Origin of the sequence: Corynebacterium sp. AOP36-E1-14 (assembly GCF_052377495.1) — a bacterium.
In the GTDB taxonomy this organism is placed as follows: Bacteria; Actinomycetota; Actinomycetes; order Mycobacteriales; family Mycobacteriaceae; genus Corynebacterium.
This window is the reverse complement of the sequence record NZ_JBQSWV010000023.1, coordinates 18117-43662: the sequence shown is the minus strand read 5'-3', so window position 1 is coordinate 43662 and position 25546 is coordinate 18117. Positions and strand designations below refer to the sequence as shown.

Sequence of the window (25546 nt, the reverse complement as noted above, 5' to 3'; positions counted from 1 at the left end):
TCCCGCGGAACTGTCGACTAGAACGCCGCGGAACTGTCGAGCAGCGCGGCGAACTCCTCGTCGGGCATCAGGGAACCGCCGGTCAGCCACGCGATGTGCGTGCCGCCGTCCCCGTCACCGTTCCCGAGACATCCTGCTGCGCGTAGCCCCGCACAGGCGGACGGCTCAAGCTTCATGCCGGCGACGTCGTGCGCCAGGCGTAGGACGCGCATCAGGTCGTCGTCGGTGACGGTGGCGTACCCGGCGACGAGGTGGCCGACGGTCGCGCCGACGAATCCGGAGGGACGCCCGACCGCCAGGCCGTCGGCGAGTGTCGCCTCGCCGCGTCCGATGTCGGTGACGGCGACGGCGTCGTCGCGCCCGGTGAGCCGGCCCAGCAGGAAGGCGGGCATCGCCACGGGTTCGACGAACACGCAGTGTACGGCGTCACCGAAGGTCTCCCACAGCCCGTAGGTGATGCCGCCGGGTGCCCCGCCGATACCGCACGGCAGGTACACGGTCAGCGGGTGCCCGGCGTCGACGACGACGGAGGACGCCGCGAGCTGGCCGGCGAGGCGGCGTCCTGCGACGGCGTAGCCGGCGAAGAGGCTGCGGGAGTTCTCGTCGTCGATGAAGTGGGCGTGCGGGTCGGCCTCGGCGGCGAGACGTCCGGCGTGCACGGCCTCGGTGAAGTCGGTTTCGTGCTCCACGACCTCGACCCCGGAGGCGCGCAGGCGCTCCTTCTTCCACTGTTTGGCGTCGTGGGACATGTGTACCGTCACGGAGAAGCCGAGCACCGCGCCCATCAGCCCGATGGACATGCCCAGGTTGCCGGTGGAGCCGACGACGATCCGCCGGGTGGCCATGCGTTCCCGGGTGGTCTCGGAGAGGAAGGTCAGTGGCCCGTCGGCAAGGTCGATGCCCAGCTCGTCGGCGGTCTCCACCGCGGTCTGGAGGACCTCGTGGATGCCGCCGCGGGACTTCACCGAGCCACTGACCGCCAGCGAGTCGTCCCGCTTGACCCACAGGTTCGCCGGCACGGGTGCGTCGAACCCGGTGCCCAATGCCTCGCTGAGCGCGGTGACCTTCGTCAGCTCCGACTCGATGATGCCGCCGCGGCCGCGGGTGTCGGGGAAGAGCTCCTCGAAGAGCGGGGCGAACCAGCGGAAGCGGTCCTCCGCGGCGTCGACCAGCGGGGCAAGCGCGCTGAGTGCGCTGTGGTCAGGCGCCGTCCCACCACGGTGGGGACGCCACACGGTGGGGCGTCCGGCGACGAGGTCGTCGAAGACGGCCCGGTCGGCGTCGGTGGTCAGGGCGTCCCGAAGTGAGTGCATGGTGGCCGAGTCTAGAGGTGCACGTCCGGAGGTGGTCGCTCACACCAGTTCATCGCGGTGCGGCGGTTGCGCCCCGGCACGCGACACCGCCACCGCGGCGCTGGCCACCGCGGTGTCCAGTGCGCGGGCCACCCGGTCGGTGCCAAGGGGCTCACCGGCGACGAGCAGCCGGTCGCTGCCGTCGCTGACCAGGGCGAACAGGAGGCCGGACATGAAGGCGTCGCCGGCGCCGATGGTGTCGGCGACCTCCACCTTCCGCCCGGGCACCTCGTGGGTGACGCCGTCGACGACGGCGGTGCAGCCGTCCGCGCCGCGGGTCATCACCGTCACCCGCGGGCCGGACGCCGCGACGTCCGCCAGCACCTCGTCCGCGGTGCGGCCGTCGCCGAGCCAGGCGGCGTCCTCGTCACTGAACTTCACCACGTGGCAGGACGCCGCGAGGTCGCGGATCACGCGGCGCGCGGTGCCCGCGTCGCCCATGATGTCGGAGCGCACGTTGGGGTCGTAGGTGCGCAGGACGCCGGGGCCGGCGGTGGCCACGGCCGTGCGGGCCACCGTCCCGCCCGGCTCGAGGACGGCACCGATCGAGCCGGTGTGCACCACCGTGACCCCGGAGGTGTCCGAGACGTCCGGCACGGGGAGGTCCCAGACGAGGTCGAAGTCGTAGCTCGCGCCACCGTCGTCGGCGAGGGTGACCGTGGCGGTGGACGTCCGGTCGTCGACGAGCGCGCCGTCCGGCACGGCGACGCCCTCGTCCGCCAGTCGTCCGGCGACCATCTCTCCGTAGCCGTCGCGTCCGATGCGGGTGTGCAGCGTGGCGGGGAGCCCGAGGCGGGCGAGGCCGACCGCGACGTTGAGCGGCGACCCGCCGACGTAGCCGTGGCGTTCCTGCGTCGGGCCCTCCTGGACGACGTCGACGAGGGACTCGCCGATCACGGCGATGCGGGTGGTCATCGGTGGGGCTCCTGGGATGCTCTCGGGTTCTACGTTTTCCGGGTTCAACGTTTTCCGGGGCCAGTGTAGGCGCGGTGCCGGTACGCTCATACCGGTTGGTAGGAGACGGAGGAGGTGCGCGGTGTCTGTGACGGTGATCGGGGTGCTGCTCGTCGGGTCGTTGGCGGCCGGGTGGGTGGACGCCGTGGTCGGTGGTGGGGGACTGATCCTCATCCCGCTGGTGATGATCCTGAACCCGGGGATGTCCAACGCCCAGGCGTTGGGCGTGAACAAGGTCGCCGCGATCTTCGGGACCGCCAGCTCGGCGGCGGTGCTGGCGCGCAAGGTGCCCTCGGCGCGTAAGGCCCTGCGTTTCGCGCCGGTGGCGTTGCTCGGTTCGGCGGGTGGGGCGATGATCGCCTCCTCGGTGGACAAGCAGGTCATGCGCCCGGTGATCATCGTGCTGCTCGTCGCCGTGGGGGTGTTCATCGCCGTGCGGCCCTCGTTCGGGCAGGGGTCGGGGACCGGCGGGCTCGCCGGGACAGGCCCCGGGGTGCGCACCTGGCTCAGCCTGACCGCCCTGGTCGCCGCGATCAGCGTGTACGACGGCACGTTCGGCCCCGGCACCGGGCTGTTCCTGATCCTGGGCTTCACCTCCCTGTTGGGCGGGGACTTCATCACCAGTGCCGCGTGGGCGAAGGTGATCAACGTGTTCACCAACCTCGGCGCGCTGGTCACCTTCGCGCTGCAGGGCGAGGTGCTGTGGCTGCTGGGCCTGGGGCTGGCGGTGACGAACGTGGTCGGCGCGCAGATCGGTGCCCGGATGGTGCTCGGCAGGGGGACCGGGTTCGTGCGCGTGGTGATCCTGGTGGTTGTCGTCGTGATGTCCGCGAAGCTGGGGTACGACCTGATCGCGGGGTGAGCGGTGGTGAGCGGTGGTGAGCGCACGACGAAACCCCCGGTCCGAGGACCGGGGGTTTCGTGTTGGCGGAGGATAGGGGATTTGAACCCCTGAGGGATGTGACTCCCGCACGCGTTCCAGGCGTGTGACATAGGCCGCTAGTCGAATCCTCCGCCGAGAAATATACACACGACGGTGTCGCAGATGCAAAACGCGGGTGAATTCCCAGGTGGGAGGGCGAAAACGGGGTGACGCCGGCATGTGGCGGCGCTGCCGGGCGACCGGTCTTGGCTCCGCGGGGCCCGGCTTGCTACTATGAGGACCGGACGCCGCGCGGCGTGCATCTTGTGAACTCCCCCAGGGCAGGAATGCAGCAAGGGTCAACGAGCTCTGGCGGGTGCGCGGTGTCCTCTTACTTTTTCGCGGTGGTGACACCGTAGGGCGGTGGGGGCGTCCTGCCCGGGGGCGGACGTCCTGGAGGACGGGTTCAGCGCGGAACCGGTGGTGCTGACGGGTGGGGCGCACCCTGTCGGTTCCCGTCGCCGCCAACTACACTCGGACCGAACCCGCCCGTTGAAGTCGAGGAGGTCCTGCGGGACTATGAAGCTCACCCACGCGAACACCGCGAACGCCGAGAACACCGACGTGATCGAGAACCTGAGGTCCCTGAGGGGCGAGGCCGACAAGGCCTACCGCGAGCTCAAGGAGCGCAACCTGACGCTCGACCTCACGCGTGGAAAGCCTTCCGCCGAGCAGCTCGACCTCGGCATGGACCTGCTCAGCCTCCCGGGCGTGAACTACACCTCCGAGGACGGCGTGGACACCCGCAACTACGGTGGCGGCGACGGCCTCAAGGAGATCAGGACGCTGTGGGCCGAGCTCCTCGGCGTGGACCCGTCGCTGCTGATCGCCGGCGACTCGTCCAGCCTGAACATCATGTTCGACCTGGTGTCGTGGTCGCACACCTTCGGCAACAACGACTCGCAGCGCCCCTGGTCGGCCGAGGAGACCGTGAAGTGGATCTGCCCGGTGCCCGGCTACGACCGCCACCACACCATCGCCGAGACCTTCGGCTACGAGATGATCACCGTGCCGATGACCGAGCAGGGCCCGGACCTCGACGCGGTGCGTGAACTGGTCAAGGACCCCGCGGTCAAGGGCATGTGGACGGTGCCGGTGTTCTCCAACCCGACCGGCTGGTCGGTCTCCCGCGAGGTGGCCGAGGGTCTGGCGTCGATGGAGACCGCCGCCCCGGACTTCCGTGTGGTGTGGGACAACGCCTACGCGGTGCACACCCTCACCGAGGAGTTCCCCGAGGTCATCGACATCGTCGCGCTGGCCGCGGAGCAGGGCAACCCGAACCGTTTCTGGGCGATGTCCTCGACCTCGAAGATCACCTTCGCCGGTGCCGGTGTGGCGTTCTTCAACTCCTCGGCGGCGAACCTGGACTGGTACCGCAGCTTCGCCTCGGCGCGTGGCATCGGCCCGAACAAGGTCAACCAGCTGGCCCATGCCCGCTACTTCGGCGACGCGGAGGGCGTGCGCGTGGTGATGCGCAAGCACGCCGGGATCATGGCGCCGAAGTTCACGGCGGTGACCGACATCCTGCAGCGCCGCCTCGGTGACCTGGGGATCGCCGAGTGGACGAACCCGGACGGCGGCTACTTCATCTCCGTCGACGTGGTCGACGGCACCGCTTCGCGCGTCGCCGAGCTTGCGAAGGACGCCGGCATCGCGCTGACGGGTGCGGGTGCGACGTTCCCGTACAAGAAGGACCCGGACAACCGGAATCTGCGGCTCGCCCCGTCGATGCCTCCGCTGGAGGAGGTCGAGGTCGCGATGGACGGCGTGGCGACCTGCATCCTGCTCGCCGCGATCGAGGCCGCGGAAGCCGCGGCCGCCGGAGAGTAGCCTGTGAATCTCGAGGAGACGACGTACTGGGTCGGTGACCTGCTGCCGGGTGAGGTCACGACGTCGCGGCGCCGGGTGAGCCAGAGCTTCCCGGAGTTCACGGTCGCCGAGATCCACCTGGGTGGGGAGGATGAGGCGGCTGACGCGGAGACCGTTGCGGCGACGCTGGACGCTGCGCGCATCGAACCGTTGCTGGTCACGGAGGACGGTTCGGACCTGCGGGTCGAGTTCATCACCGTGACCACGGGTCACGGCCGTGCGGCGGCGGACCTGGTGATGGCCGCGGCGACGATGATCTCCCGTGACCCGATCCAGCTGTCGCCGCAGCCGGGGCTGCTCCTGCCGAAGCTGGGGTGGCACGTGGACGACACGATCACCGCGCAGCACGGTCTGCTCGTCCCGCCGTTCCTGTGGGAGGACGGGGTGCCGAACGTCCACGAGGTGAACTTCGGTGGTCGTCACGGTGGCGGGTCGCAGCACGAGTACACGCATCCGGGACGGATGACGGTGTTCGCTCAGTTGGTGATGCTCACCGAGGACGAGTACCGCGTGGCGGTGGACGGTGGTCCTGGTGCGGTGCAGCAGATGCTGGCGACGTCGCAGGCGAATCTCAACGACGTGTGGCGCTGAGCCTCCGGGGCAATTCTGGTCCTGGCCGCACATCCGGCCCCTGCACCTGTGAAGGTGCGGGGGCTTTCGGCGTAGCTGCGGCCGGCTTCTAGTCCGGCGGATCCTCGGTGGTGGCGGGGCCGTCCGGTTCGGTTGGTTCTGCAGGTTCAAGCGGTTCGTCGGGATAGTCCGGGTAGTCGGCGTACGGGTCGTAGGCCTCGGCCAGGGGGCCGGTGGCGTACGTGGCGTAGCGCCTGCCGTTGGGGCCTTCCCAGTCGATGGTGAACCCGTCGTCTGCGGTGGAGCAGGACCACACCCCCTCGGTCTTCAGCCGGTGGTGCGGTCGGCACAGCTTCTGTCCGTTGCTCGGATGAGTGGCGCCGTCGCTGGTGGGGTCGGTGTGCGGGGAGTTGACGATATGGTCGTTGTCGCACAGCGTGGCAGTCACGTCGCAGTTCGGGAACCTGCAGGTCCCGTCGCGGCCGTCGAGGTAGGCCTTCTGCGCGGTGGTGAACGCGTAGGCGTCCGTCTCCGGATACTTGTCGGGGTCGGTGTGCAGCACCCGTACGTAGGAGGACTCGTGCTCCAGGCGGTCTGCGGTGGCCGGGTTGATCCACCCCACCCCGGTGACGTAGCCGGCACCGGTGCCGTGGATACCGTCGAGGGTGGCGCGGTAGAGGTTCACGCGGATGGTCATGCTCGTAGGGTTGTCGCCGAGCTGTTCGAGCAGTACCTGGGCCTTGAGTTCCGAGCGAGTCGGCAACTCGGTGCGTTCGTCCTCGGGCAGCGCTTCCTGGCGGCGTCGGGCATCGGCGAGCAGGACGAGGGCCTGCTTGTCGAGTTTGTCGTCGATGGCGGCCAGGGTGACGCTGTTGCCGGAGGTGAAGACCATTTTGTTGCCCCGGCGCTTCAGTGTGGCGGTGTCCTCCTGGGCCAGGGCGGTGTCGTTGGCGAGTTCCGGTGCGGCGTCGAGGATCGCCGCGGTGACCCGGTCCTCGATCTCGCGCAAGGTGACCAGGCGGGTGGTTTCGCGGAGCCAAGGGGTGACGTGCGCGTTCACCGCCGCGTCGAGATGCCCGGTGATCTCGTCGTGGTGTGCCTTGGGCACGGTGGAAAGTTGGGCGTGGATCAGTCGGCGGATCAGTGCGAGGTGGTCGGCGGCGAGGATGCCGGTGGTGATCACCGCGCAGAACAGTTCGAGGTTTCGAGCGGCGAGTTCGCCTGCGTGAGCGAAACACATTGCGTCGCCGCGGGAGCGTCCACGAAGTGCCAGTGCGGTGGAGAGGCGCTCGGTGGCGGCGATGTCGCGCAGTTTGGCGATGAGCAGCATCTCACCGTGGTTGAGGTGGCGTTGGATGTCGTCCATGCTCATGACGGGAGTGGTGTTGTCGGTGGTCATGGTGCCAGTGTCCCCCCTGTGGTTGGCCGTCCTTGACGGAAGTGTACTACAGGCCACGGACATGGTCAACAGTATGTTCGAATAATAGCCGTATTCCGTGGTGTGCGCACTCGAGAGGCGGGCTCTTTCCGGGATGTGCCGGACGATGCCTTCCCCCGGTCTCGACGGTGGGGCAGACCATGTCCGTCGCGCCTTGTAGGCTGGGTCCGTGGCTCTTTACAGGAAGTACCGGCCGGCGTCGTTTGCCGAGGTCGTGGGGCAGGAACATGTGACCGAACCGTTGTCGACGGCACTGGACAGCGGGCGGATCAACCACGCCTACCTGTTCTCCGGTCCGCGGGGCTGCGGCAAGACCTCGTCGGCGAGGATCCTCGCCCGCTCGCTGAACTGCGAGCAGGGGCCCACGTCCTCGCCCTGCGGCGAGTGTGCGTCCTGCCGTGCCCTGGCGCCCGGCGGGCCGGGGACGTTGGACGTCACCGAGCTGGACGCGGCGACGCACAACGGTGTCGAGGACATGCGCGAGCTGCGCGACCGGGCGTTCTACGCCCCGGCGGACTCTCGCTACCGGGTGTTCATCATCGACGAGGCGCACATGATCTCCTCGGCGGGTTTCAACGCGCTGCTGAAGATCGTGGAGGAGCCCCCGGAGCACCTCATCTTCATCTTCGCCACCACGGAGCCGGAGAAACTGCTACAGACCATCCGGTCGCGGACGCACAACTACCCGTTCCGGCTGCTGACCCCGCCGGCGATGCGTGGCTTGCTGGGCCGCGTGTGCGAGGACGAGGGGGCGGTTGTCGAGGACTCGGTCTACCCGCTGGTCATCCGTGCGGGAGGGGGCTCCCCGCGTGACTCGCTGAGCATCATGGACCAGCTGCTCGCCGGTGCCGGTGAGGAGGGCGTGACCTACAACCGTGCGGTGGCCCTGCTCGGGTTCACTGACACCTCGCTCATTGACCGGGCGGTGGACGCGCTGGCAGATCAGGACCAGGCGGGGCTGTTCGGCTGCGTCAGCGACGTGATCGACGCCGGCCACGACCCGCGCCGGTTCGCGATGGACCTGCTGGACCGGTTCCGGGACCTGCTGGTCGTGCAGGCAGTGCCCGAAGCCTTCGACACCGGCCTGGTGGACGCCCCCACCGACCAGCGTGAGGTGCTGACCGCGCAGGCGAACACCCTCGGGCAGGCGACGCTGACGCGGTGCGCCTCCCTGGTGAACGAGGGCCTGGCGCAGATGCGTGGCGCCACAGCGCCCCGACTGCTGCTGGAGATCCTCTGCGCCCGTATGGCCCTGCCCGCCGCGGGTATGACGGTCGAGGCGCTCGCGCAGCGTGTCGAGGCCCTCGAGGCAGGCGGCGGCACGGGCGGAGTGGGCGCCGGTACCGGGAATGCCGCGCCAGCGGGATCCGGACGTCCCTACGTGCGCAAGTCGAAGAGGGAGGCGGAGGCTGCTCAGCAGGCGCAGCAGACGCAGCCGGCTCCGTCGACTACGCAGGAAGAATCGGTCCAGTCTGCGCCGATGCCTGCCCAGCCCGCGGCGCAACAGACGCCGGACGCAACGCCGACACCTGCTCCCGCTCCGGCTACGGCGCCGGAGACCTCTCCCGAGGACGACCGCAGGGCCGAGGCCGAGCGTGCCCGCGAGATCATGCGACGTCGCCGGCAACCGGCCGCGGAGCAGACACCAGAACCCGAACCCATCCCGGAGCCGGTTCCGGAGCCCACACCGGAACCTGAACCGGCTCCCGAGCCTGCACCTGAGCCTGAGCCCACACCGGAACCTGAACCGGCTCCCGAGCCTGCACCTGAGCCTGCGCCCACGCAGGAACCCACGCCTGCACCTGAGCCTGAGCCCACGCCCGAGCCCGAGCAGGCACCTGAACCCGCGCCAGAACCGGCGCCCGAGCCAGCGCGGAGCGCCCACCCCGTCGACAAGTGGGGCGAGGTCCTCGAAACGCTGAAGGACGCCAACCTCGCCGCATGGATCGCCGCGCGCGATGCCACGGCGCAGGAAGGTGCCGTCGGCGAGGACGGTGCACCGACGATCTACCTCAACCACCACACCGGAGCCTTGGCGAACTACGTCAACGCTCCCGACCATGCCGCCATCTACGCGGAAGCGGTTCAGAAAGTCACCGGCGAGTCCGTGCGTGTGACTGCGGGTGTCGGTGTCGGTGCCGGTGCCGGTGTGCCCCAGGAGTCGCCGGGAAAAGCTGAGGCTGCGGCTGACCCGCAGCCGGAGCCCACACCATCGCCGGAGCCGGAGCCGGAGCCGGAGCCGGAGCCGGAGCCGGAGCCGGAGCCGGAGCCGGAGCACGAGCAGGCGCCAGCGCCTGAACCTGCACCAGAGCCGGCCCCTGCGCCCGAGCCCACCCGACCGGCGGACCCCGTCGACATGGCACTGCAGCGGGCCCGACAGGCCGAGTCGGTGGCTCCGGCGCAGCCTGAGCAACCCCGCCAACCGGCTCAACCCCAGCCCCAGAGCTCCTTCCAGAACACCGCCCCGTCGCCCACCGCCAGGAACGAACGTCCCGCCGAGGAACTCTCCGGCTGGCGTGCCCGTCGCGCGAAGATCGACGCACGTCGCAACACCGGTGGTCCTGGCGGGTTCGGCGGCCCGGGAGCAGGTCCCGCCGACAACGGCGGATTCAACGGTGTCCCGCTGCCGGACGAACCGTCCGAGCCCTGGGACGACGGCCCCGGTGCGGTACCCCCGGATCCGGAGGGGCAGCAGGGTGTCGACCGGGCGGAGGCCGAGGAGGCCATGGCGCAGCTCAACGACCCGTCTTCGGCCAACATCGACCACCGCAATGCCATCGAGATCGCCGGCGAGCTGTTGGAGAAGCACCTCGGGGCGGAGCGCACGCGGTAAGGAGAATGATGAGTACAGCCCCGTCAGTCATCGCCGGGATGATGCGGATCGCCGAGAAGACCGACGCCGAGATCCGCGCGCTCTACGACACGGCCCGCGGACGCGGCGTCACGTACTTCGACCACGCCGACCTCTACGGCGTCGGCGCGCCCGGCGGCGGTTACCACCGCTGCGAGAGCAGGTTCGCCGGTGCGCTGAACCTCAGTGCGTCCGCACGCGACGAGATCGTCCTGCAGTCCAAGGTCGGCATCGTCACCGACGGTCCGTACTACGACTCGCCCTATGAGCACATCATCGCCACGGTCGAGGAGTCGCTGACGGCGCTGCGCACCGACCGTCTCGACGTCCTGCTGCTGCACCGTCCCGACGCGCTCGTGGAGCCCGACGAGGTGGCCCGGGCATTCGACGAACTCGAGGCCACGGGCAAGGTGCGGGCCTTCGGGGTCTCCAACCACACGCCCCGGCAGATCGACCTGCTCAGGACCGCGGTCCGGCAGACGCTGGTCGTCAACCAGCTGCAGTTGTCGATCACCCACGCGCCGGTCATCACCCAGGGACTCACGGCGAACATCGTCGGTGAACCCGGTGCGGTGGACGTCGACGGCGGTGGCGTCCTCGACTACTGCCGCCTCAACGGCATCACGGTGCAGGCGTGGTCGCCGTTCCAGAAGGGGACGGAACGCGGGGTGTTCCTCGGCGACCCCGGCTACGCCGAACTCAACGCCGTGCTCGGGGAGGTCGGCGACGCCCACGGCGTCGCCCCCGCGGCGGTGGCGACCGCCTGGATCCTGCGCCACCCCGCACGCATGCAGGTCGTCCTCGGCTCCACCGATCCGTCCCGTTTCGCCGAGGCGTCCGGCGGTGCGGACGTCGAACTCTCCCGCCGCGAGTGGTACCGGTTGCTGCGCGCCGCCGGGCACCGTCTTCCCTGAATCAGTTGCGGACGCCGTCAGCAGGTAAACTCCGACGGGGTAGAAGACCAGAACGATCGACCTGAACCTACAGCGAAGGGAACACACCGTGAGCCAGCCCGACATGAACCAGATCATGGCCCAGGCCCAGCAGATGCAGCAGCAGCTCCAGGAGGCGCAGGCCGAGATCATGGCCTCCACCGTCGAGGGCACCGCCGGCAACGGCCTGGTCAAGGTCGCCCTGCGCGGCTCCGGAGAGGTCGAGAGCCTCTCCATCGACCCGTCCGTGGTGGACCCGGAGGACGTCGAGACCCTCCAGGACCTCGTCATCGGCGCCTACCAGGACGCCGGGGAGAACCTCAAGAACCTCTCCAACGAGAAGATGGGGCCGCTGTCCCAGGGCCTCGACGGCCTCGGCTTCTAGGACGAGTCCACCGTGTTCGAAGGTCCCCTCCAGGACGTGATCGACGAGTTCTCCCGCCTCCCCGGGGTGGGGCCCAAGAGCGCCCAACGCATCGCCTTCCATCTCCTCCAGGCAGAGCCGGAGGAGCTGGACAGGCTCGGCGGCGCGCTGTCGCGCCTGCAGAACGGCGTGCGTTACTGCCGGATCTGCCACAACGTGTCCTCCGAGGAGGTCTGCCGGATCTGCGCGGACTCCACCCGCGACGCCACCATCGTGTGTGTCGTCGAGGAGTCGAAGGACATCCAGGTCATCGAGCGCACCGGTGAGTACGACGGGCGCTACCACGTCCTCGGCGGCGCCCTGGACCCGCTCAACGGCGTCGGCCCGAAGGAGCTCAATGTCACCGCGCTGGTGCAGCGTATCGGCGGTCGGGTGGACGACGTCGTAGCCGCCGACGGCACGGTGGCGGACGCCCCGGACATCTCCGAGGTCATCATCGCCACCGACCCGAACACCGAGGGCGAGGCCACGGCCGCCTACCTCGGGCGACTGCTCAAGGAGTTCCCCGGGCTGACCGTGTCCCGCCTGGCCTCGGGAATCCCGATGGGCGGCGACCTCGAGTTCGTCGACGAGCTGACGCTGTCGCGGGCCTTCGAGGGCCGCACCGCGATCCGGTAACGGGCGCGCGAGCCACATAAGCGGCATTTACCTCACCGGGGTGTCCTTGCCCACGAAAGCGCTGACAGGGGGTCGGCGTCGGCGTAGCGTGAGGGCCATGACCACACGAAACAAGAACCTCGCGAATGCCAGGGCAGCAGTCTGGGCCACCGTCTTCGGCGGAGCCGGGGTGCTGCACTTCGCGCAGCGACGCTTCTTCGACTCCATCGTCCCGGAGGAACTCCCCGGGGAGCAGAAGTACTGGACGTGGGGGAGCGGGGTCATCGAGCTCGCCCTCGCCGCGGCGATCGCCAACCCGTCCACCCGGGCGGCCTCGGCGAAGCCGGCATCGCTGTTCCTGCTCGGTGTGTGGCCCGGCAACATCAAGATGGCGATCGACTGGCAGGCCTCGGACTCCAAGAGCACACTGTTCAAGGCCGGCGCATGGGCTCGCGTCGCAGGTCAGGTGCCCATGATCGTGTCCACGAGCAGGCTCGGGGAGTAGGACAGAACATCCCCTACGGGGAAGTTTTGTCGGGGGGATGACAATCTTGTAATCACTATGTCGGTAAAGGTGTCCGCATAGAGTGACGCAAGGCACATGTCGACGGGGTGGGGTCCCGTCAGGGGTCGTGCGGGGGTGGGCGGACGGCGGGGTCGTCCGGGTCGGCAAAAACACTTGTTGACCTAAGGAAAGCCCGTCCGGTGGAGCCGGTTTCCGGCGGGGTGTGGGGGTAGAGCACATATATGTGCAGAACAGAACGGGTCGGAGCTGTCCGTAGCGGTTCCTAGAGTTCATCCCTATTCACGCGCACCGTGCCCGAACGATCTCGGGCGCGCGTCGCGTTGAGCCCTTCATGAACCGACTCTCCGAAAGGAGCCCGATGCCGACCACCATCCTCGTGGCCAATCGTGGCGAGATCGCCGCACGTGTCGTCCGTACTGCCCGTGACCTGGGACTTCGTTCCGTTGCCGTGTACTCCGACCAGGACATCGACTCACCTGCCGTCGCCCTGGCAGATGACGCGTACTCGCTGGAGGGCACCACCCTCCAGGAGACCTACCTCGACATCGCCAAGATCATCGACGTCGCACAGCGTGCCGGGGCGGACGCCGTCCACCCCGGCTACGGTTTCCTCTCCGAGGTGCCGGACGCCGCCCAGGCCGTCGCGGACGCCGGACTGACCTGGCTCGGCCCGGCCGCGGACACGATCCGCCAGCTCGGCGACAAGATCAGCGCCCGGCGCACCGCCCTGGCCGCCGGCGTCTCGCCGGTGCCCGGCACCACCGACCCGGTGCAGTCCATGGAGGAGGTCGACGACTTCGTCGCCGCCCACGGATACCCGATCGTCCTCAAGCGCTCGGACGGAGGCGGCGGACGCGGCATCGAGGTCATCCGCACCGACGAGGACCTGAAGACCTTCGCTGCGGGCCACGCGATGGCCGGCGGCGACCTGGACAAGTTCTTCATGGAGCGTTTCATCGTCTCCGGCCGTCACATCGAGACCCAGTGCATGCGTGACTCCCACGGCAACTTCGCCGTGGTCACCACGCGCGACTGCTCGGTGCAGCGCCGCCACCAGAAGGTCATCGAGGAGGCCCCGGCACCGTTCCTGCCCGAGGGTGCCGACGAGACCCTGCAGACGTGGTCCAAGGCCCTGTTCGACCACACCGACTACGTGGGTCTGGGGACCTGCGAGTTCATGCTCACCGAGGAGGGTGAACTCTTCTTCCTGGAGGTCAACCCGCGCCTGCAGGTCGAGCACACCGTCTCCGAGGAGGTCACCGGGCTCGACCTCGTGGAGGCGCAGTTCACCATCGCCGACGGCGGCAGCATCCCCGAGGTTCCCGAGATCCGTGGCCACTCCATCGAGCTGCGCCTGACCTCGGAGGACCCCGCCAAGGACCTCACCCCGACCGCGGGCAAGATCAAGGAACTCGAGTGGCCGGCCGGCCACGGGGTCCGCATCGAGACCGGTGTGCGTCTCGGCGACAAGGTCTCCCCGGAGTTCGACTCGATGATCGCCAAGCTGATCGTCACCGGCCCGGACCGTCCCCGCGCGATCGCCCGGGCACGCCGCGCGCTCGGCGAGCTGTCCATCAAGGGCATCGCCACCTCCACCCCGGTGCTGGACCTGATCATGGCCCACCCGGACTTCGACGCCACCAACGACCACGGTGACCTGCGGGTGCGTACCCGCTGGCTGGAGACGACCTTCCTGCCGGCCGTGGACATGGAGAACCTCGGTTCCGACTCCGACGGGGAGGACGACGAGAGCAGCATCGCCGCGGCACTGCGGACCTTCACCGCGCAGATCGACGGCCGTCGCCACCGCATCACCCTGCCCGACGGGCTGGCGAACCTCGGTTCGATGATGCAGAGCGGGCTGGGCAACCTGGGCGAGATGGGCCAGGAGATCGGCTCGCGTGTCCGACGCAGCCAGCCGCGTCGCGGTTCCCGGCGTCGTGGCGGCGAGGCCGCCGCCGGTGCCGCCCCGGTCGGCGAGTCGCTGACCGCCGAGGGCGCGCTGAAGTCGCCGATGCAGGCCATCGTCGTGCGCATGGGCACCGAGCCCGGTGCGTCCGTCGGGGAGGGTGACGTGGTCATCGTCCTGGAGGCGATGAAGATGGAGAAGTACATCCACGCCCCGGCCGGGGGAACCGTCGCGTCCATCGACGTCGCGGTCGGCCAGAACGTCAACGCCGGCGACACGCTGCTGCACATCAACGCCGAGAGCACCGAGGAGGCCGCAGAATGACCGCCGCCGAGAAGACCGACAAGATCGAGAAGATCGCCGCGAAGGCCTCCGTCGACTACGACGCACTCGCCGCCGCCGCGGACGAGAAGGCCCAGAAGTTCCAGCACGGCAAGGGCAAGTACACCGCGCGTGAGCGCATCGCGATGCTCTGCGACGAGGGCTCGTTCGTGGAGTACGGCCGTTTCTTCGGCGGCGACCCCGCCGAGGGCTTCCTCGGTTCCGCCGTGGCCACCGGCTTCGGCACCATCGACGGACGCACCGTCGCCATCTACGCCCAGGACTTCTCCATCCGCGGCGGCACCCTCGGCAAGGTCGAGGGCCAGAAGATCACGGACATCATCGACCGGGCGATCGCCGAGCGGGTTCCCTGCTTCGGCCTGCTGGACTCCGGCGGAGCCCGGATCCAGGAGGGCGTCGCCGCCCTGTCGTGGTACGGCCGTATCTTCCGCAAGTCCTGCGAGGCCTCCGGGTTCATCCCGCAGATTTCACTGATCCTCGGCCCGTGTGCCGGCGGTGCGGTGTACTCCCCGGCGCTCACGGACTTCGTGATCATGCCGCGCGAGAACTCGCACATGTTCGTCACCGGCCCGGACGTGGTCAAGGCCGTCACCGGTGAGCAGATCAGCCTGGACGACCTGGGCGGCGCGGAGATGCACAACAGCGTCTCCGGTGTGGCCCACTACCTCGCCGAGGACGAGGAGGACGCGATCGACTACGCCCGCGCCCTGCTCAACTACCTGCCGCAGAACTGCAACGACGAGACCCCGTCCTACGACTACGTCCCCACCAAGGAGGACATCGAGGCCTCCCGCGGTGTCGGCGACATCGTCCCGGCGGACAACCGCATGCCCTACGACGTCGTCGAGGTCATCGAGTCCCTCGTCGACCACGGTGAGTTCGTGGAGGTCCAGGAGCACTGGGCCCGCTCGATCGTCATCGGCTTCGCCTGCATCGAGGGCAAGCCGGTCGGCATCGTCGCCGACCAGCCCATGCACAACGCCGGCACGCTGGACGTCGAGGCGTCGGAGAAGACCGCCCGTTTCGTGCGCTGCTGCGACGCCTTCGGCCTGCCGGTCGTCACCCTGGTCGACGTGCCCGGCTACCTGCCCGGCGCCGAGCAGGAGCGCGCCGGCATCATCCGCCGTGGCGCGAAGGTGATCTACGCCTACGGCAACTGCACCGTGCCGGTGGTCACCATGATCACCCGCAAGTCCTACGGCGGCGCCTACATCGTGATGGGTTCCAAGGGCATCGGCGCGGACTTCGCCTTCGCCTGGCCGGACGCCGAGATCGCCGTGATGGGTGCCGAGGGTGCCGTGCAGATCCTGCGTCGCCGCGACATCGCCGCGGTCCCCGACGAGGAGAAGGCCGACTACACCAAGCAGCTGGCCGACGAGTACCAGGCGGAGAACATCAACCCGAACTTCTCCGTCGAGACCGGTGAGATCGACCGCATCGTCGTCCCCGCGGACACCCGCGACACCCTGGCCTCCGCGCTGCGTTCCCTGCGCACCAAGGACCGCGACCGCCGCCACTTCAAGTTCCACTCCAACGGGCCCCTGTGACCCCTGCAGAGAACCGTCGGACAACTAAGGACATCATGACTGACTCTTCCTCCAGCTTCCTCTCCCGCCTGAACGGCGGCGACGAGAAGACCACCCTGCTCTTCGGCGGTCAGGCCACCCCCTGGCGTCCCGCCTGCGCGCAGCTCGCCGAGGACCCCACTCTGGCCGGCGAGATCCGTGCGCTGATCACCGCGTCGGACGACCTGCTCGCCCCCGTCGCCGCCGAGCTCACCGCCGCCACGGCCGGCGCCCTGACGCTGGAGCGTCTCGCCGGTGACGCGACGACCTCCGCCGGCCCCGTCTCCGCGGCGCTGTCGGTGCCCGGCATCACCGCCGTGCAGTACGCGCAGCTCTCCGCGCTCAAGGGTGCCGGCTTCGACGCCGTCGCCGCCGTCGCCGACGGCCGCGCCACCGCCCTGGGCCACTCCCAGGGCGTGCTGGGCGCCGCCTTCGTCGCCGGGGACGGCCCGTCGGACGCCGAGGTCTTCGCCGTCGCCAGGCTGATCGGTGCCGCCGCGGCGCGCACCACCCGCTCCGCCGGCTTCGCCGTCGGCGAGCACACCCCGATGCTGTCCGTGCGTGGTCTGGAGAGCTCCCACCTCGACGCCGTCATCGCCGATGCCGGCGTGGACGTCGAGGTCGCCATCCACAACGGCCGTCGCCGCTTCATCCTCTCCGGTACCCCGGAGGACCTGGGTGTCGTGGAGCAGACCGTGCTGCAGCTCGGCGAGAAGGACGCCGCCGAGCTCACCGCGAAGACCCGCGGCGGTGCGCCGCTGGCCCCGCAGACCGAGTACCTCGAGGTCACCGTGCCGTTCCACCACAGCTCCATGGAGCCCGCGGTGGAGCAGGTCGTCGCCTGGGCAGGACGCTGCGGCCTCGCCGCGGACACTGCAGGTTCTGTCGAGCGCTTCGCCCGCGCCGTGCTGACCGACCACGTCGACTGGGTCGACCAGGTCGCCGCCGCCCGTGATGGTGGCTCCGCATGGTTCCTGGACGTCGGCCCCGGCGTCGTCGCCTCGAAGATCTCCGCCGAGGTCATCGAGGGCTCCGGCGCCGGCATCGTCGCCGCCGGCAGCCTCGACGACGTCGACGCGCTCGCCGCACCGGGCCCGGACCCGGAGCGCACCGTCGACTGGTCGTCCTACGCCCCGCGCCTGCTCGACCTGCCCACCGGGCAGGTCGTGGAGACCGCGTTCTCCCGCCTGACCGGCCGTTCCCCGGTGCTGCTCGCCGGCATGACGCCGACCACCGTGGACCCCGAGATCGTCGCCGCCGCCGCCAACGCCGGCTACTGGGCCGAGATGGCCGGTGGTGGACAGGTCACCGCAGAGGTCTTCGACGCCAACCTCACCAAGCTCAAGGGACTGCTCGAGCCGGGCCGTGCCGTGCAGTTCAACGCCATGTTCATGGACCGCTACCTGTGGAACCTCCACTTCGGCGGCCAGCGCGTGGTCTCCAAGGCCCGCGAGTCCGGCGCACCGCTGGACGGCGTGGTCATCTCCGCCGGCATCCCCGAGCCCGACGAGGCCCCGGAGGTCATCGGCGCGCTGCGTCAGTCCGGCTTCTCGCACATCGCGCTGAAGCCCGGCACCGTCAACCAGATCCGCGCGGGCCTGGGCATCGCCCGCCAGATCGAGGACACCGGCACCAGCATCATCCTGCAGGTCGAGGACGGTCACGCCGGTGGACACCACTCCTGGGAGAACCTCGACGACCTGCTCACCGCCACCTACGCCGAGATCCGCCGCCAGAAGAACGTGGTGCTCTGCGTCGGCGGCGGCATCGGCACGCCCGAGCGCTCCGCCGACTACCTCTCCGGTGACTGGTCGGTGGCCCTCGGCCTGCCGTCCATGCCGGTCGACGGCGTGCTCGTCGGCACCGCGGCGATGACCGCCAAGGAGGCCAAGACCACCGACGAGATCAAGCAGCTGCTCGTCGACACCCCCGGTGTCGCCGATGCGTCCGGCGCGGCCTTCACCGCCCCCAACGGCGGCTGGATCGCCCCCGGCAACTCCGCCGGTGGCGCGACCTCGGGCCTGTCGCACCTGCGTGCCGACATCCACGAGATCGACAACTCCGCCGCCAAGTGCATGCGCCTGATCCAGGAGGTCGGTGGATCGCTCGAGGCCGTCAACGCCCGCCGCGACGAGATCATCGAGGCGATGGACAAGACCGCCAAGCCCTACTTCGGTGAGCTGGAGAAGATGACCTACGCACAGGTCGTCCGCCGCTTCGCCGAGCTGAGCTTTCCGTGGGTCGACCCGTCCTGGCTGCAGCGCTTCCAGGAACTCCTGCAGCGCGTCGAGGCCCGCCTGACCAGTGCCGAGCACGGCCCGGTGGAGACCCTGTTCCCCACGGTGGAGTCCGCCGAGGACCCCACCGCCGCGGTGGAGACCCTCGTGGCCGCCTACCCGTCCGCCGAGGTCGACACCCTGACCCCGCTGGACACCGCCTGGTTCATCGCCCTGTGCCGCAAGTACCCCAAGCCCATGGGCTTCGTGCCGGCCATCGACGAGGACCTCCTCGCATGGTGGGGCAAGGACTGCCTCTGGCAGGCGCAGGACGACCGCTACTCCGCCGACCAGGTGCGCATCATCCCCGGACCGGTCTCGGTCTCCGGCATCACCACCGTCGACGAGCCCGTCGCCGACCTCCTCGGACGTTTCGAGGAGGCCTGCCGCGCCCGCATCGCCGACACCGAGCCGGTCACCGCGTGGTCGCGCACCGAGGACGCCGTGGACGTGGAGTCCCTGCTCAAGGCCGTGCCCTACATCTCCTGGACCGGCCACCTGATGGACAACCCGGCCCACGTCATCGACGAGGACCGCTACGACCTGGTGGTCACCAACGACGGCTCCGACGGCAACCCCGTCACCGTCACCATCGACCTGCACCTGGACACCTTCTGGGACGACACCGCCGCCGGTTCCGGCGACGCGCAGGTCCACGCCGTGCGCAGCCTGCCCGTCCCGCTGATCCTGGACACCACCAGCATCACCGGCGGCATGCCCGTCGTCGACGAGGAGCGCCTGCCCGACACCATGTACGGGCTGCTCGCCGGCACCGCCGGTGTGGGCAACACCGCCGTCACCGGCGATGAGATCACCGCGATGCCGACCAAGGTCGCCGGTTCCACCACCGACGAGACCCCCTTCGGCACGTTCAGCTACGACTTCACCCTCACCGGCTCCCTGGGCTCCGAGCACGCCGGTGTGACCGGCGACGACCTCGGCGACCTCTCCGCGGTCGGCGGCGGCGCCACCCGCGCCTCCATCGTGCCCGACGCCCTGCTCGGTACCTGCTGGCCGGCGATCTACGCGGCCCTGGGTTCGGCCACGGTCAACGAGTACCCCGTCATCGAGGGCCTGCTCAACGCCGTGCACCTGGACCACACCGTGGCCCTGGAGGTCTCCGCCGAGGAGCTCGCCGCCCGCGCCCCGCTGACCGTCACCGTGTCCAGCTGGGCCGCCGGCATCGAGGAGTCGTCCTCCGGACGCGTCGTCACCGTGCACCACCACATGCACGACGCCGAGGGCGTCCTGCTGGGACGCCAGACCGAGCGCTTCGCCATCCGTGGCCGCGCCTTCGGCACCACCCCGCCGGCCGAGCCGGCCGCCGCCGGCGGCACCGGCGCGGAGGTCACCGACACCCCGCGTTCCACGCTGCTGCGCACCCGCGTCAACGCCCCGGCGGAGATGACCCCCTTCGCCTGGGTCTCCGGCGACTTCAACCCGATCCACACCAGCCACGTCGCCGCCCGCGTCGCCGGGCTGCAGGCACCGCTGGTGCACGGCATGTGGCTCTCGGCCACCGCCCAGCACGCCGCGTCCGCCGCCGGATCCGGCCACCGCATCCTCGGCTGGACGTACCGCATGTTCGGCCTCGTCCAGCTCGGTGACCCGGTGGACATCCAGGTCGAGCGCACCGGACGCGTCGCCGGCGGCGGACTGCTGCTGGAGGTGACTTGCCGGATCAACGACGAGCTCGTGTCCCAGGGCACCGCCGTCACCGCCGCCCCGTCCACCGCGTACGTCTACCCCGGCCAGGGCATCCAGTCCAAGGGCATGGGCCTGGACGAGCGCGCCGCCTCGAAGGCGACCGCCGCTGTCTGGGAGCGCGCCGACGCGCACACCCGCGCCACCCTGGACTTCTCCATCCTCACCGTGGTCCGCGACAACCCCACGTCGCTGACCGCCAACGGTGTGACCTACCAGCACCCGGACGGCGTGCTGTACCTGACGCAGTTCACCCAGGTCGCCCTGGCCACCCTGGCGCTGGCGCAGACCGCGCGCCTGCGTGAGGCCGACGCCCTGGTCGCCGACGCCTACTACGCCGGCCACTCGCTCGGCGAGTACACCGCCCTGTCGGCCTACGCCGGCACCATCGAGCTGGAGACCGTGCTGGAGGTCGTGTTCCACCGCGGCTCCACCATGCACCACCTCATCCCGCGTGACGAGAACGGCCGCTCGGACTACCGGATGGGTGCCCTGCGCCCCAACCAGTTCGGCGTCGACGACGACCACGTCGTGGAGTACGTGGAGTCCGTGGCGGAGGAGTCCGGCGAGTTCCTGGAGATCGTGAACTTCAACCTCGCCGGCGAGCAGTACTCCGTCGCCGGCACCGTCGCCGGCCTGGACGCCCTGCAGAAGGACGCCGCCGAGCGCACCGCCGCCGCCGGCGGCAAGGGCTCGTTCATGATGGTCCCGGGCATCGACGTGCCCTTCCACTCGCGCGTGCTGCACCCCGGTGTGCCCGACTTCCGCGAGAAGCTCGACGACCTGCTGCCCGCGACCATCGACCACGAGGTCCTGGTGGGACGCTACATCCCGAACCTCGTGGCCCGCCCGTTCGAGCTGACCCGTGAGTTCGTGCAGTCCATCCTGGACGTGGTGCCCGCCGAGCCGGCCCAGGCCGTGCTCGACGACTGGGACGCCCGTACCAAGGACGAGGCAGGACGCGCCGAGGTGGCGCGCACCCTGTTCATCGAGTTGCTGTGCTGGCAGTTCGCCTCCCCGGTGCGCTGGATCGAGACCCAGGACCTGCTCCTGGCCACCGACCGCCTGGACATCGACGAGCTCGTCGAGGTCGGCCTCGGCGCCGCCCCGACGCTGGCGAACCTGGCGACCAAGACGCTGCGCCTGCCCCGCTTCACCGGCGCCGACGTCGCCGTGCGCAACGTGCAGCGCGACGAGAAGGCCGTCTACCACGAGGACGTCCAGACCATCGAGGCCCCGGCAGCGCCGGCGGACCCGGCTCCCGCAGAGCAGGACGCCGTGGCCACCGGCGACGTCGTCGCCGAGGCGCGTCCCGACGCGTCCGCACCGTCCCCCGCCGTCGACGAGGGCTACGCCACCCCGGAGCCCCCGGCACCGGCCGGCTCCGTCGAGCGTCCCGCGGACCTGCCCTACAAGGCGTCCGACGCGATCAAGACGCTGCTGGCCTACGCCAACAAGCTGCGTCCGGAGCAGATCGGTGGTGCCGACACCACCGGCACGCTGACCAACGGTGTGTCCTCGCGGCTCAACCAGCTGCTCATGGACATCTCCGCGGAGCTGGGACTGTCCAGCGTCGAGGGTGCAGCCGAGGCCGACGTGACCACGCTGTCCGCCACCGTGGACGCCGCGGCGCACAACTACTCCGCGTTCGGCCCGGTGCTCAGCGAGGCCGTCAAGGACCGGCTGCGCAAGCTCTTCGGTGCCGCCGGGGCGAAGGCCACCGCCATCGCCGACCGCGTCACAGGCACCTGGGAGCTCGGCCCCGGCTGGGTCGACCACGCCACCGCGCAGATCCTGCTCGGCTCGCGTGACGGCGCCTCCGCCCGCGGCGGCGACCTGTCGACCCTGCCGACCTCGGCGACGTCGATGGCCGACGTCAACGCCATCGTCGACGAGGCAGTCACCCAGGTCGGTGCCGCCCACGGCATCCCCGTGGCCAAGCCCAGCGCCGGCGGTTCCGGCGGCGGCACGGTGGACTCCGCCGCGCTCGACGCCTTCGCCCAGGAGGTCACCGGCGACGAGGGTGTGCTGGCCAACCTGGCCCGCCACATCCTGCACGACCTCGACCTCGACGTCCCCGCGTCCTCGTCCTTCGGCGACCCCGAGGCCGACGAGACCGCCGCGGTGCTGCAGGCCGTCAGCGAGGAGCTCGGCGCCACCTGGCCCAAGCAGGTCGCGCCCGTCTTCGACGAGCGTCGCGCCATCCTCGTCGACGACCGGTGGGCCTCCGCCCGTGAGGACATCTCCCGTCTGGCCGAGGGCGGCGAGATCGCCGACACCGCCACCTTCCGTGGCACCGGCGAGACCGTGGCCAAGCACGCCGACTGGTGGGCCGACCACGTCTCCGACGCACAGCTGGCGTCCCGCTTCACCGGCATCGCCGCCGAGGCCCGCGACGAGGAGACCACCGGTGACTTCGCCGGACAGGTCGCCGTCGTCACCGGCGTGACCCCGGCGTCCATCACCGGTGGCGTGGTCGGCGACCTGCTGTCGCAGGGGGCCACCGTGGTGATCACCGCCTCGCGCATCAGCCCGGCCCGCCTGGAGTTCATCAAGAAGCTCTACCGCGAGCACGCCTGCGCCGGTGCGAAGATCTGGCTGGTCCCGGCGAACCTGTCGAGCTACCGCGACATCGACGCCCTGGTCGACTGGATCGGCAACGAGCAGACCGAGACCGTGGGATCCGAGAAGAAGCTGGTCAAGCCGGCACTCGTCCCCGACCTCTTCCTGCCCTTCGCCGCACCCACGGTGTCCGGCACGGTCGAGGATGCCGGCGGAAACGCCGAAACCCAGGCCCGCCTGCTGCTGTGGAGCGTGGAGCGGTCCTTCACCGCCCTGTCGCGCATCGGCCACGAGGCGAACCTGGCCCACCGCCTGCACGTCGTCCTGCCGGGTTCCCCGAACCGCGGAACCTTCGGCGGCGACGGCGCCTACGGCGAGACCAAGGCCGCCTTCGACGCGATCTGCAACAAGTGGTCCAACGAGCCGTGGGCCGAGCGCGTCACCATCGCGCACCCGCGCATCGGCTGGGTCGCCGGCACCGGTCTGATGGGCGGCAACGACCCGCTCGTCGACGCCGCCGTCGAGGCCGGGGTCCGCGTGTGGACGCCGTCCGACATCGCCGGTGAGCTCGTCCGCCTGTGCTCCTCGGAGATCCGCGCCGCCGCGTCCATCGGGCCGGTCGACGCCGACCTGACCGGTGGGCTCGACAAGATCAACCTCACCGAGCTGCGCGAGCAGGCCATCGCCGACGGTGCCTTCGACACCGTCGCCGCCGGTGCCGACGCCGAGGCCACCCAGGCCCCGGTCACGGTCAACGCGCTGCCGTCGCCGGTGCGCGCCGCCCAGCCCGTCGCCGTCGACGGTGACGAGGCCTGGGGCGAGGTCAGCGCCGACCTGGACGACATGGTCGTCGTCGTGGGTCTCGGCGAGGTCAGCGCCTGGGGCTCCGGACGTACCCGCTTCGAGGCGGAGTACGGCGTGCAGGCCGACGGGTCCGTGGACCTCACCGCCGCCGGTGTGCTCGAGCTCGCCTGGATGACCGGCCTTCTGACCTGGAAGGACACCCCGGTCGCCGGCTGGTACGACGCCAAGGGCGAGATCGTGCCCGAGGAGGAGATCTTCCCGCGCTACCGCGACGAGGTCGCCGCCCGCGCCGGTGTGCGCACCTTCGTCGACGACGTCGCGCTCGAGGACGTGCACACCCCGCAGGCCGCGGAGATCTTCCTCGACCGCGAGGTCACCTTCTCGGTGGACTCCGCCGAGGCCGCACAGTCCTTCGTCGAGGCCGACCCGGACTTCACCCGGGCGACCGTGGACGAGGGGACCGGCGAGTGGTCCATCACCCGACTGCCCGGTGCCCGTGCGCGGGTGCCGCGCCGTGCCACCCTGGCACGCAAGGTCGGCGGCCAGTTCCCCACGGACTTCGACCCCACCCGCTGGGGCGTGCCGGCCTCGATGGTCGAGGCCATCGACCGGATCGCCGTGTGGAACCTCGTCGCCACCGTGGACGCCTACCTCTCCGCCGGCTTCACCCCGGCAGAGATCCTGCAGGCCGTGCACCCCTCGGATGTGGCGATGACCCAGGGCACCGGCTTCGGCGGCATGACGTCGATGCGCAAGCTCTTCGTCGACCGCTTCCTGGAGGAGGACATCCCGTCCGACATCCTGCAGGAGACGTTGCCCAACGTCGTGGCCGCGCACACCATGCAGGCCTACGTCGGCGGCTACGGTGCGATGATCCACCCGGTCGGCGCCTGCGCCACCGCCGCGGTCTCCGTGGAGGAGGGTGTCGACAAGATCAAGCTCGGCAAGGCCGACTTCGTGGTCGCCGGTGCCACCGACGACATGTCGGTGGAGTCCATCAGCGGGTTCGCCTCGATGAACGCCACCGCCAACTCGGACGCCATGGCCGCCAAGGGCCTCAACGAGCGCTTCTACTCCCGGGCCAACGACCGCCGTCGCGGCGGTTTCGTGGAGGCCCAGGGTGGCGGAACGATCCTGCTGACCCGCGGTTCCGTCGCGGCGAAGCTGGGTCTGCCGGTGCAGTCCGTGGTCGGCTACGCGGCGTCCTTCGCCGACGGCGCGCACACCTCCATCCCCGCCCCGGGCATGGGTGCGCTGGCGGCCGGACGCGGCGGGCAGGGCTCGAAGCTGTCGAAGGAGCTCGCCAAGCTCGGTGTCTCCGCCGACGACATCTCGGTGGTCTCCAAGCACGACACGTCCACCAACGCCAACGACCCGAACGAGTCGCGCCTGCACACCCGCCTGGCGGCGGCGATGGGCCGTACCGAGGGCAACCCGATGTACGTCGTCTCCCAGAAGACGCTCACCGGGCACGCCAAGGGTGGTGCCGCGGTCTTCCAGACCGCCGGCCTGGGCGACATGTTCCGCACCGCGCGCATCCCGGCGAACCGCTCGCTGGACTGCGTGGACCCGGAGATGGCCTCCGCGCCGAACCTGGTCTGGCTGCGTGAACCGCTGCAGCTCAACCGCACGGTCCGTGCGGGTCTGCTGACCTCGCTGGGCTTCGGTCACGTGTCCGCGCTGATGGCGCTGGTGCACCCGGAGGCCTTCCGGATCGCCGTGGCCAACCAGCTCGGGGAGGACGCCGCGACGGCGTGGGTGGAGACCGCCTCCGCCCGCCTGCGCGCCGGCGTGCGACGCCGCGAGGCCGGCATGCTCGGCCACCGCGCCCTGTTCGAGGAGATCGGGCACCGTCGCTTCGCCGAGGACGTCGACATCGACGCCGCCGAGCCGGCGATGCTGCTCGACCCGCAGGCCCGTGCCGGTGAGGACGGTCTGCTGCGGTGACC

14 protein-coding genes, 1 tRNA gene and 1 other RNA gene are annotated in these 25546 nt (G+C 70.2%); 12 read left to right on the top strand and 4 right to left on the bottom strand.

All coding sequences use genetic code 11. The annotated features are described in order from the left end of the window. Nucleotides 1-17 precede the first annotated feature (17 nt). Both ACT3TD_RS11015 and ACT3TD_RS11010 read right to left on the bottom strand, forming a co-directional pair. A complete protein-coding gene (locus tag ACT3TD_RS11015) occupies nt 18-1313 on the bottom strand; it encodes a D-serine ammonia-lyase (protein WP_441579802.1) in 1296 nt (431 codons plus the stop codon). A 39-nt stretch (nt 1314-1352) separates the two neighbouring features. Next, on the bottom strand, nt 1353-2267 hold the full coding sequence (locus tag ACT3TD_RS11010; protein ID WP_301441770.1) for a carbohydrate kinase family protein: 915 nt from the start codon (nt 2265-2267) through the stop codon (nt 1353-1355). A 121-nt stretch (nt 2268-2388) separates the two neighbouring features. Here ACT3TD_RS11010 and ACT3TD_RS11005 point away from each other — a divergent pair, with 121 nt between their 5' ends. Further along, nucleotides 2389-3168, top strand: a complete 780-nt coding sequence (locus ACT3TD_RS11005; RefSeq protein ID WP_301441771.1) for a TSUP family transporter — start codon at nt 2389-2391, stop codon at nt 3166-3168. A 63-nt stretch (nt 3169-3231) separates the two neighbouring features. On the opposite strand, the gene ACT3TD_RS11000 is transcribed toward ACT3TD_RS11005, so the two are convergent. Continuing rightward, nucleotides 3232-3320: transfer RNA gene (locus ACT3TD_RS11000), tRNA-Ser, on the bottom strand. Between the two features lie 147 nt (nt 3321-3467). Here ACT3TD_RS11000 and ffs point away from each other — a divergent pair. From ffs to ACT3TD_RS10985, 3 genes are all read left to right on the top strand, one after another. After that, nucleotides 3468-3564: signal recognition particle sRNA small type (gene ffs, locus ACT3TD_RS10995), an RNA gene on the top strand. Between the two features lie 183 nt (nt 3565-3747). Next, a complete protein-coding gene (locus ACT3TD_RS10990; RefSeq protein WP_301441772.1) occupies nt 3748-5058 on the top strand; it encodes an aminotransferase class I/II-fold pyridoxal phosphate-dependent enzyme in 1311 nt (436 codons plus the stop codon). Between the two features lie 3 nt (nt 5059-5061). Beyond that, complete coding sequence (locus ACT3TD_RS10985; protein ID WP_301441773.1) at nt 5062-5688, top strand: hypothetical protein; 627 nt, start codon at nt 5062-5064, stop codon at nt 5686-5688. An 88-nt stretch (nt 5689-5776) separates the two neighbouring features. Here the strand turns inward: ACT3TD_RS10985 and ACT3TD_RS10980 are convergent, their stop codons facing one another. Beyond that, on the bottom strand, nt 5777-7066 hold the full coding sequence (locus tag ACT3TD_RS10980; protein WP_301441774.1) for an HNH endonuclease signature motif containing protein: 1290 nt from the start codon (nt 7064-7066) through the stop codon (nt 5777-5779). A gap of 208 nt (nt 7067-7274) precedes the next feature. Between ACT3TD_RS10980 and ACT3TD_RS10975 the strand changes: the two genes are divergently transcribed. The 8 genes from ACT3TD_RS10975 to ACT3TD_RS10940 all read left to right on the top strand — a co-directional run bounded on the left by ACT3TD_RS10975 (nt 7275) and on the right by ACT3TD_RS10940 (nt 25544). Then, on the top strand, nt 7275-9938 hold the full coding sequence (locus ACT3TD_RS10975) for a DNA polymerase III subunit gamma and tau (protein WP_444615006.1): 2664 nt from the start codon (nt 7275-7277) through the stop codon (nt 9936-9938). 8 nt (nt 9939-9946) lie between these two features. Further along, nucleotides 9947-10870 (top strand): aldo/keto reductase, encoded by a 924-nt coding sequence (locus tag ACT3TD_RS10970; RefSeq protein WP_444637990.1) that lies wholly within the window; start codon nt 9947-9949, stop codon nt 10868-10870. A gap of 88 nt (nt 10871-10958) precedes the next feature. Further along, nucleotides 10959-11273 (top strand): YbaB/EbfC family nucleoid-associated protein, encoded by a 315-nt coding sequence (locus ACT3TD_RS10965; protein ID WP_301441777.1) that lies wholly within the window; start codon nt 10959-10961, stop codon nt 11271-11273. A gap of 12 nt (nt 11274-11285) precedes the next feature. Then, nucleotides 11286-11930: a recombination mediator RecR gene (gene recR, locus ACT3TD_RS10960; protein WP_301441778.1), complete on the top strand. Its 645-nt coding sequence runs from the start codon at nt 11286-11288 to the stop codon at nt 11928-11930. 97 nt (nt 11931-12027) lie between these two features. Next, nucleotides 12028-12414: a DoxX family protein gene (locus ACT3TD_RS10955; RefSeq protein WP_301441779.1), complete on the top strand. Its 387-nt coding sequence runs from the start codon at nt 12028-12030 to the stop codon at nt 12412-12414. Nucleotides 12415-12793: 379 nt separating this feature from the next. Further along, a complete protein-coding gene (locus ACT3TD_RS10950) occupies nt 12794-14668 on the top strand; it encodes an acetyl/propionyl/methylcrotonyl-CoA carboxylase subunit alpha (RefSeq protein ID WP_301442873.1) in 1875 nt (624 codons plus the stop codon). Then, nucleotides 14665-16233, top strand: a complete 1569-nt coding sequence (locus ACT3TD_RS10945; protein ID WP_301442872.1) for an acyl-CoA carboxylase subunit beta — start codon at nt 14665-14667, stop codon at nt 16231-16233. The genes ACT3TD_RS10950 and ACT3TD_RS10945 overlap by 4 nt, the downstream gene beginning before the upstream one ends. Nucleotides 16234-16268: 35 nt before the next feature. Continuing rightward, nucleotides 16269-25544 carry a fatty acid synthase subunit beta domain-containing protein gene (locus ACT3TD_RS10940; RefSeq protein ID WP_444615007.1) on the top strand — a complete coding sequence of 3092 codons (9276 nt, stop codon included), beginning with the start codon at nt 16269-16271 and terminating at the stop codon, nt 25542-25544. Nucleotides 25545-25546 lie beyond the last annotated feature (2 nt).

Bases quoted from the DNA above. Each gene is read 5' to 3' on its own strand.
- ACT3TD_RS10940 (WP_444615007.1), top strand. From the start codon at position 16,269: ATGACTGACTCTTCCTCCAGCTTCCTCTCCCGCCTGAACGGCGGCGAC.
- ACT3TD_RS10955 (WP_301441779.1), top strand. From the start codon at position 12,028: ATGACCACACGAAACAAGAACCTCGCGAATGCCAGGGCAGCAGTCTGG.
- ACT3TD_RS10980 (WP_301441774.1), bottom strand. From the start codon at position 7,066: ATGACCACCGACAACACCACTCCCGTCATGAGCATGGACGACATCCAA.
- ACT3TD_RS11015 (WP_441579802.1), bottom strand. From the start codon at position 1,313: ATGCACTCACTTCGGGACGCCCTGACCACCGACGCCGACCGGGCCGTC.
- ACT3TD_RS10990 (WP_301441772.1), top strand. From the start codon at position 3,748: ATGAAGCTCACCCACGCGAACACCGCGAACGCCGAGAACACCGACGTG.
- ACT3TD_RS10950 (WP_301442873.1), top strand. From the start codon at position 12,794: ATGCCGACCACCATCCTCGTGGCCAATCGTGGCGAGATCGCCGCACGT.
- ACT3TD_RS10945 (WP_301442872.1), top strand. From the start codon at position 14,665: ATGACCGCCGCCGAGAAGACCGACAAGATCGAGAAGATCGCCGCGAAG.
- ACT3TD_RS11010 (WP_301441770.1), bottom strand. From the start codon at position 2,267: ATGACCACCCGCATCGCCGTGATCGGCGAGTCCCTCGTCGACGTCGTC.
- ACT3TD_RS10970 (WP_444637990.1), top strand. From the start codon at position 9,947: ATGAGTACAGCCCCGTCAGTCATCGCCGGGATGATGCGGATCGCCGAG.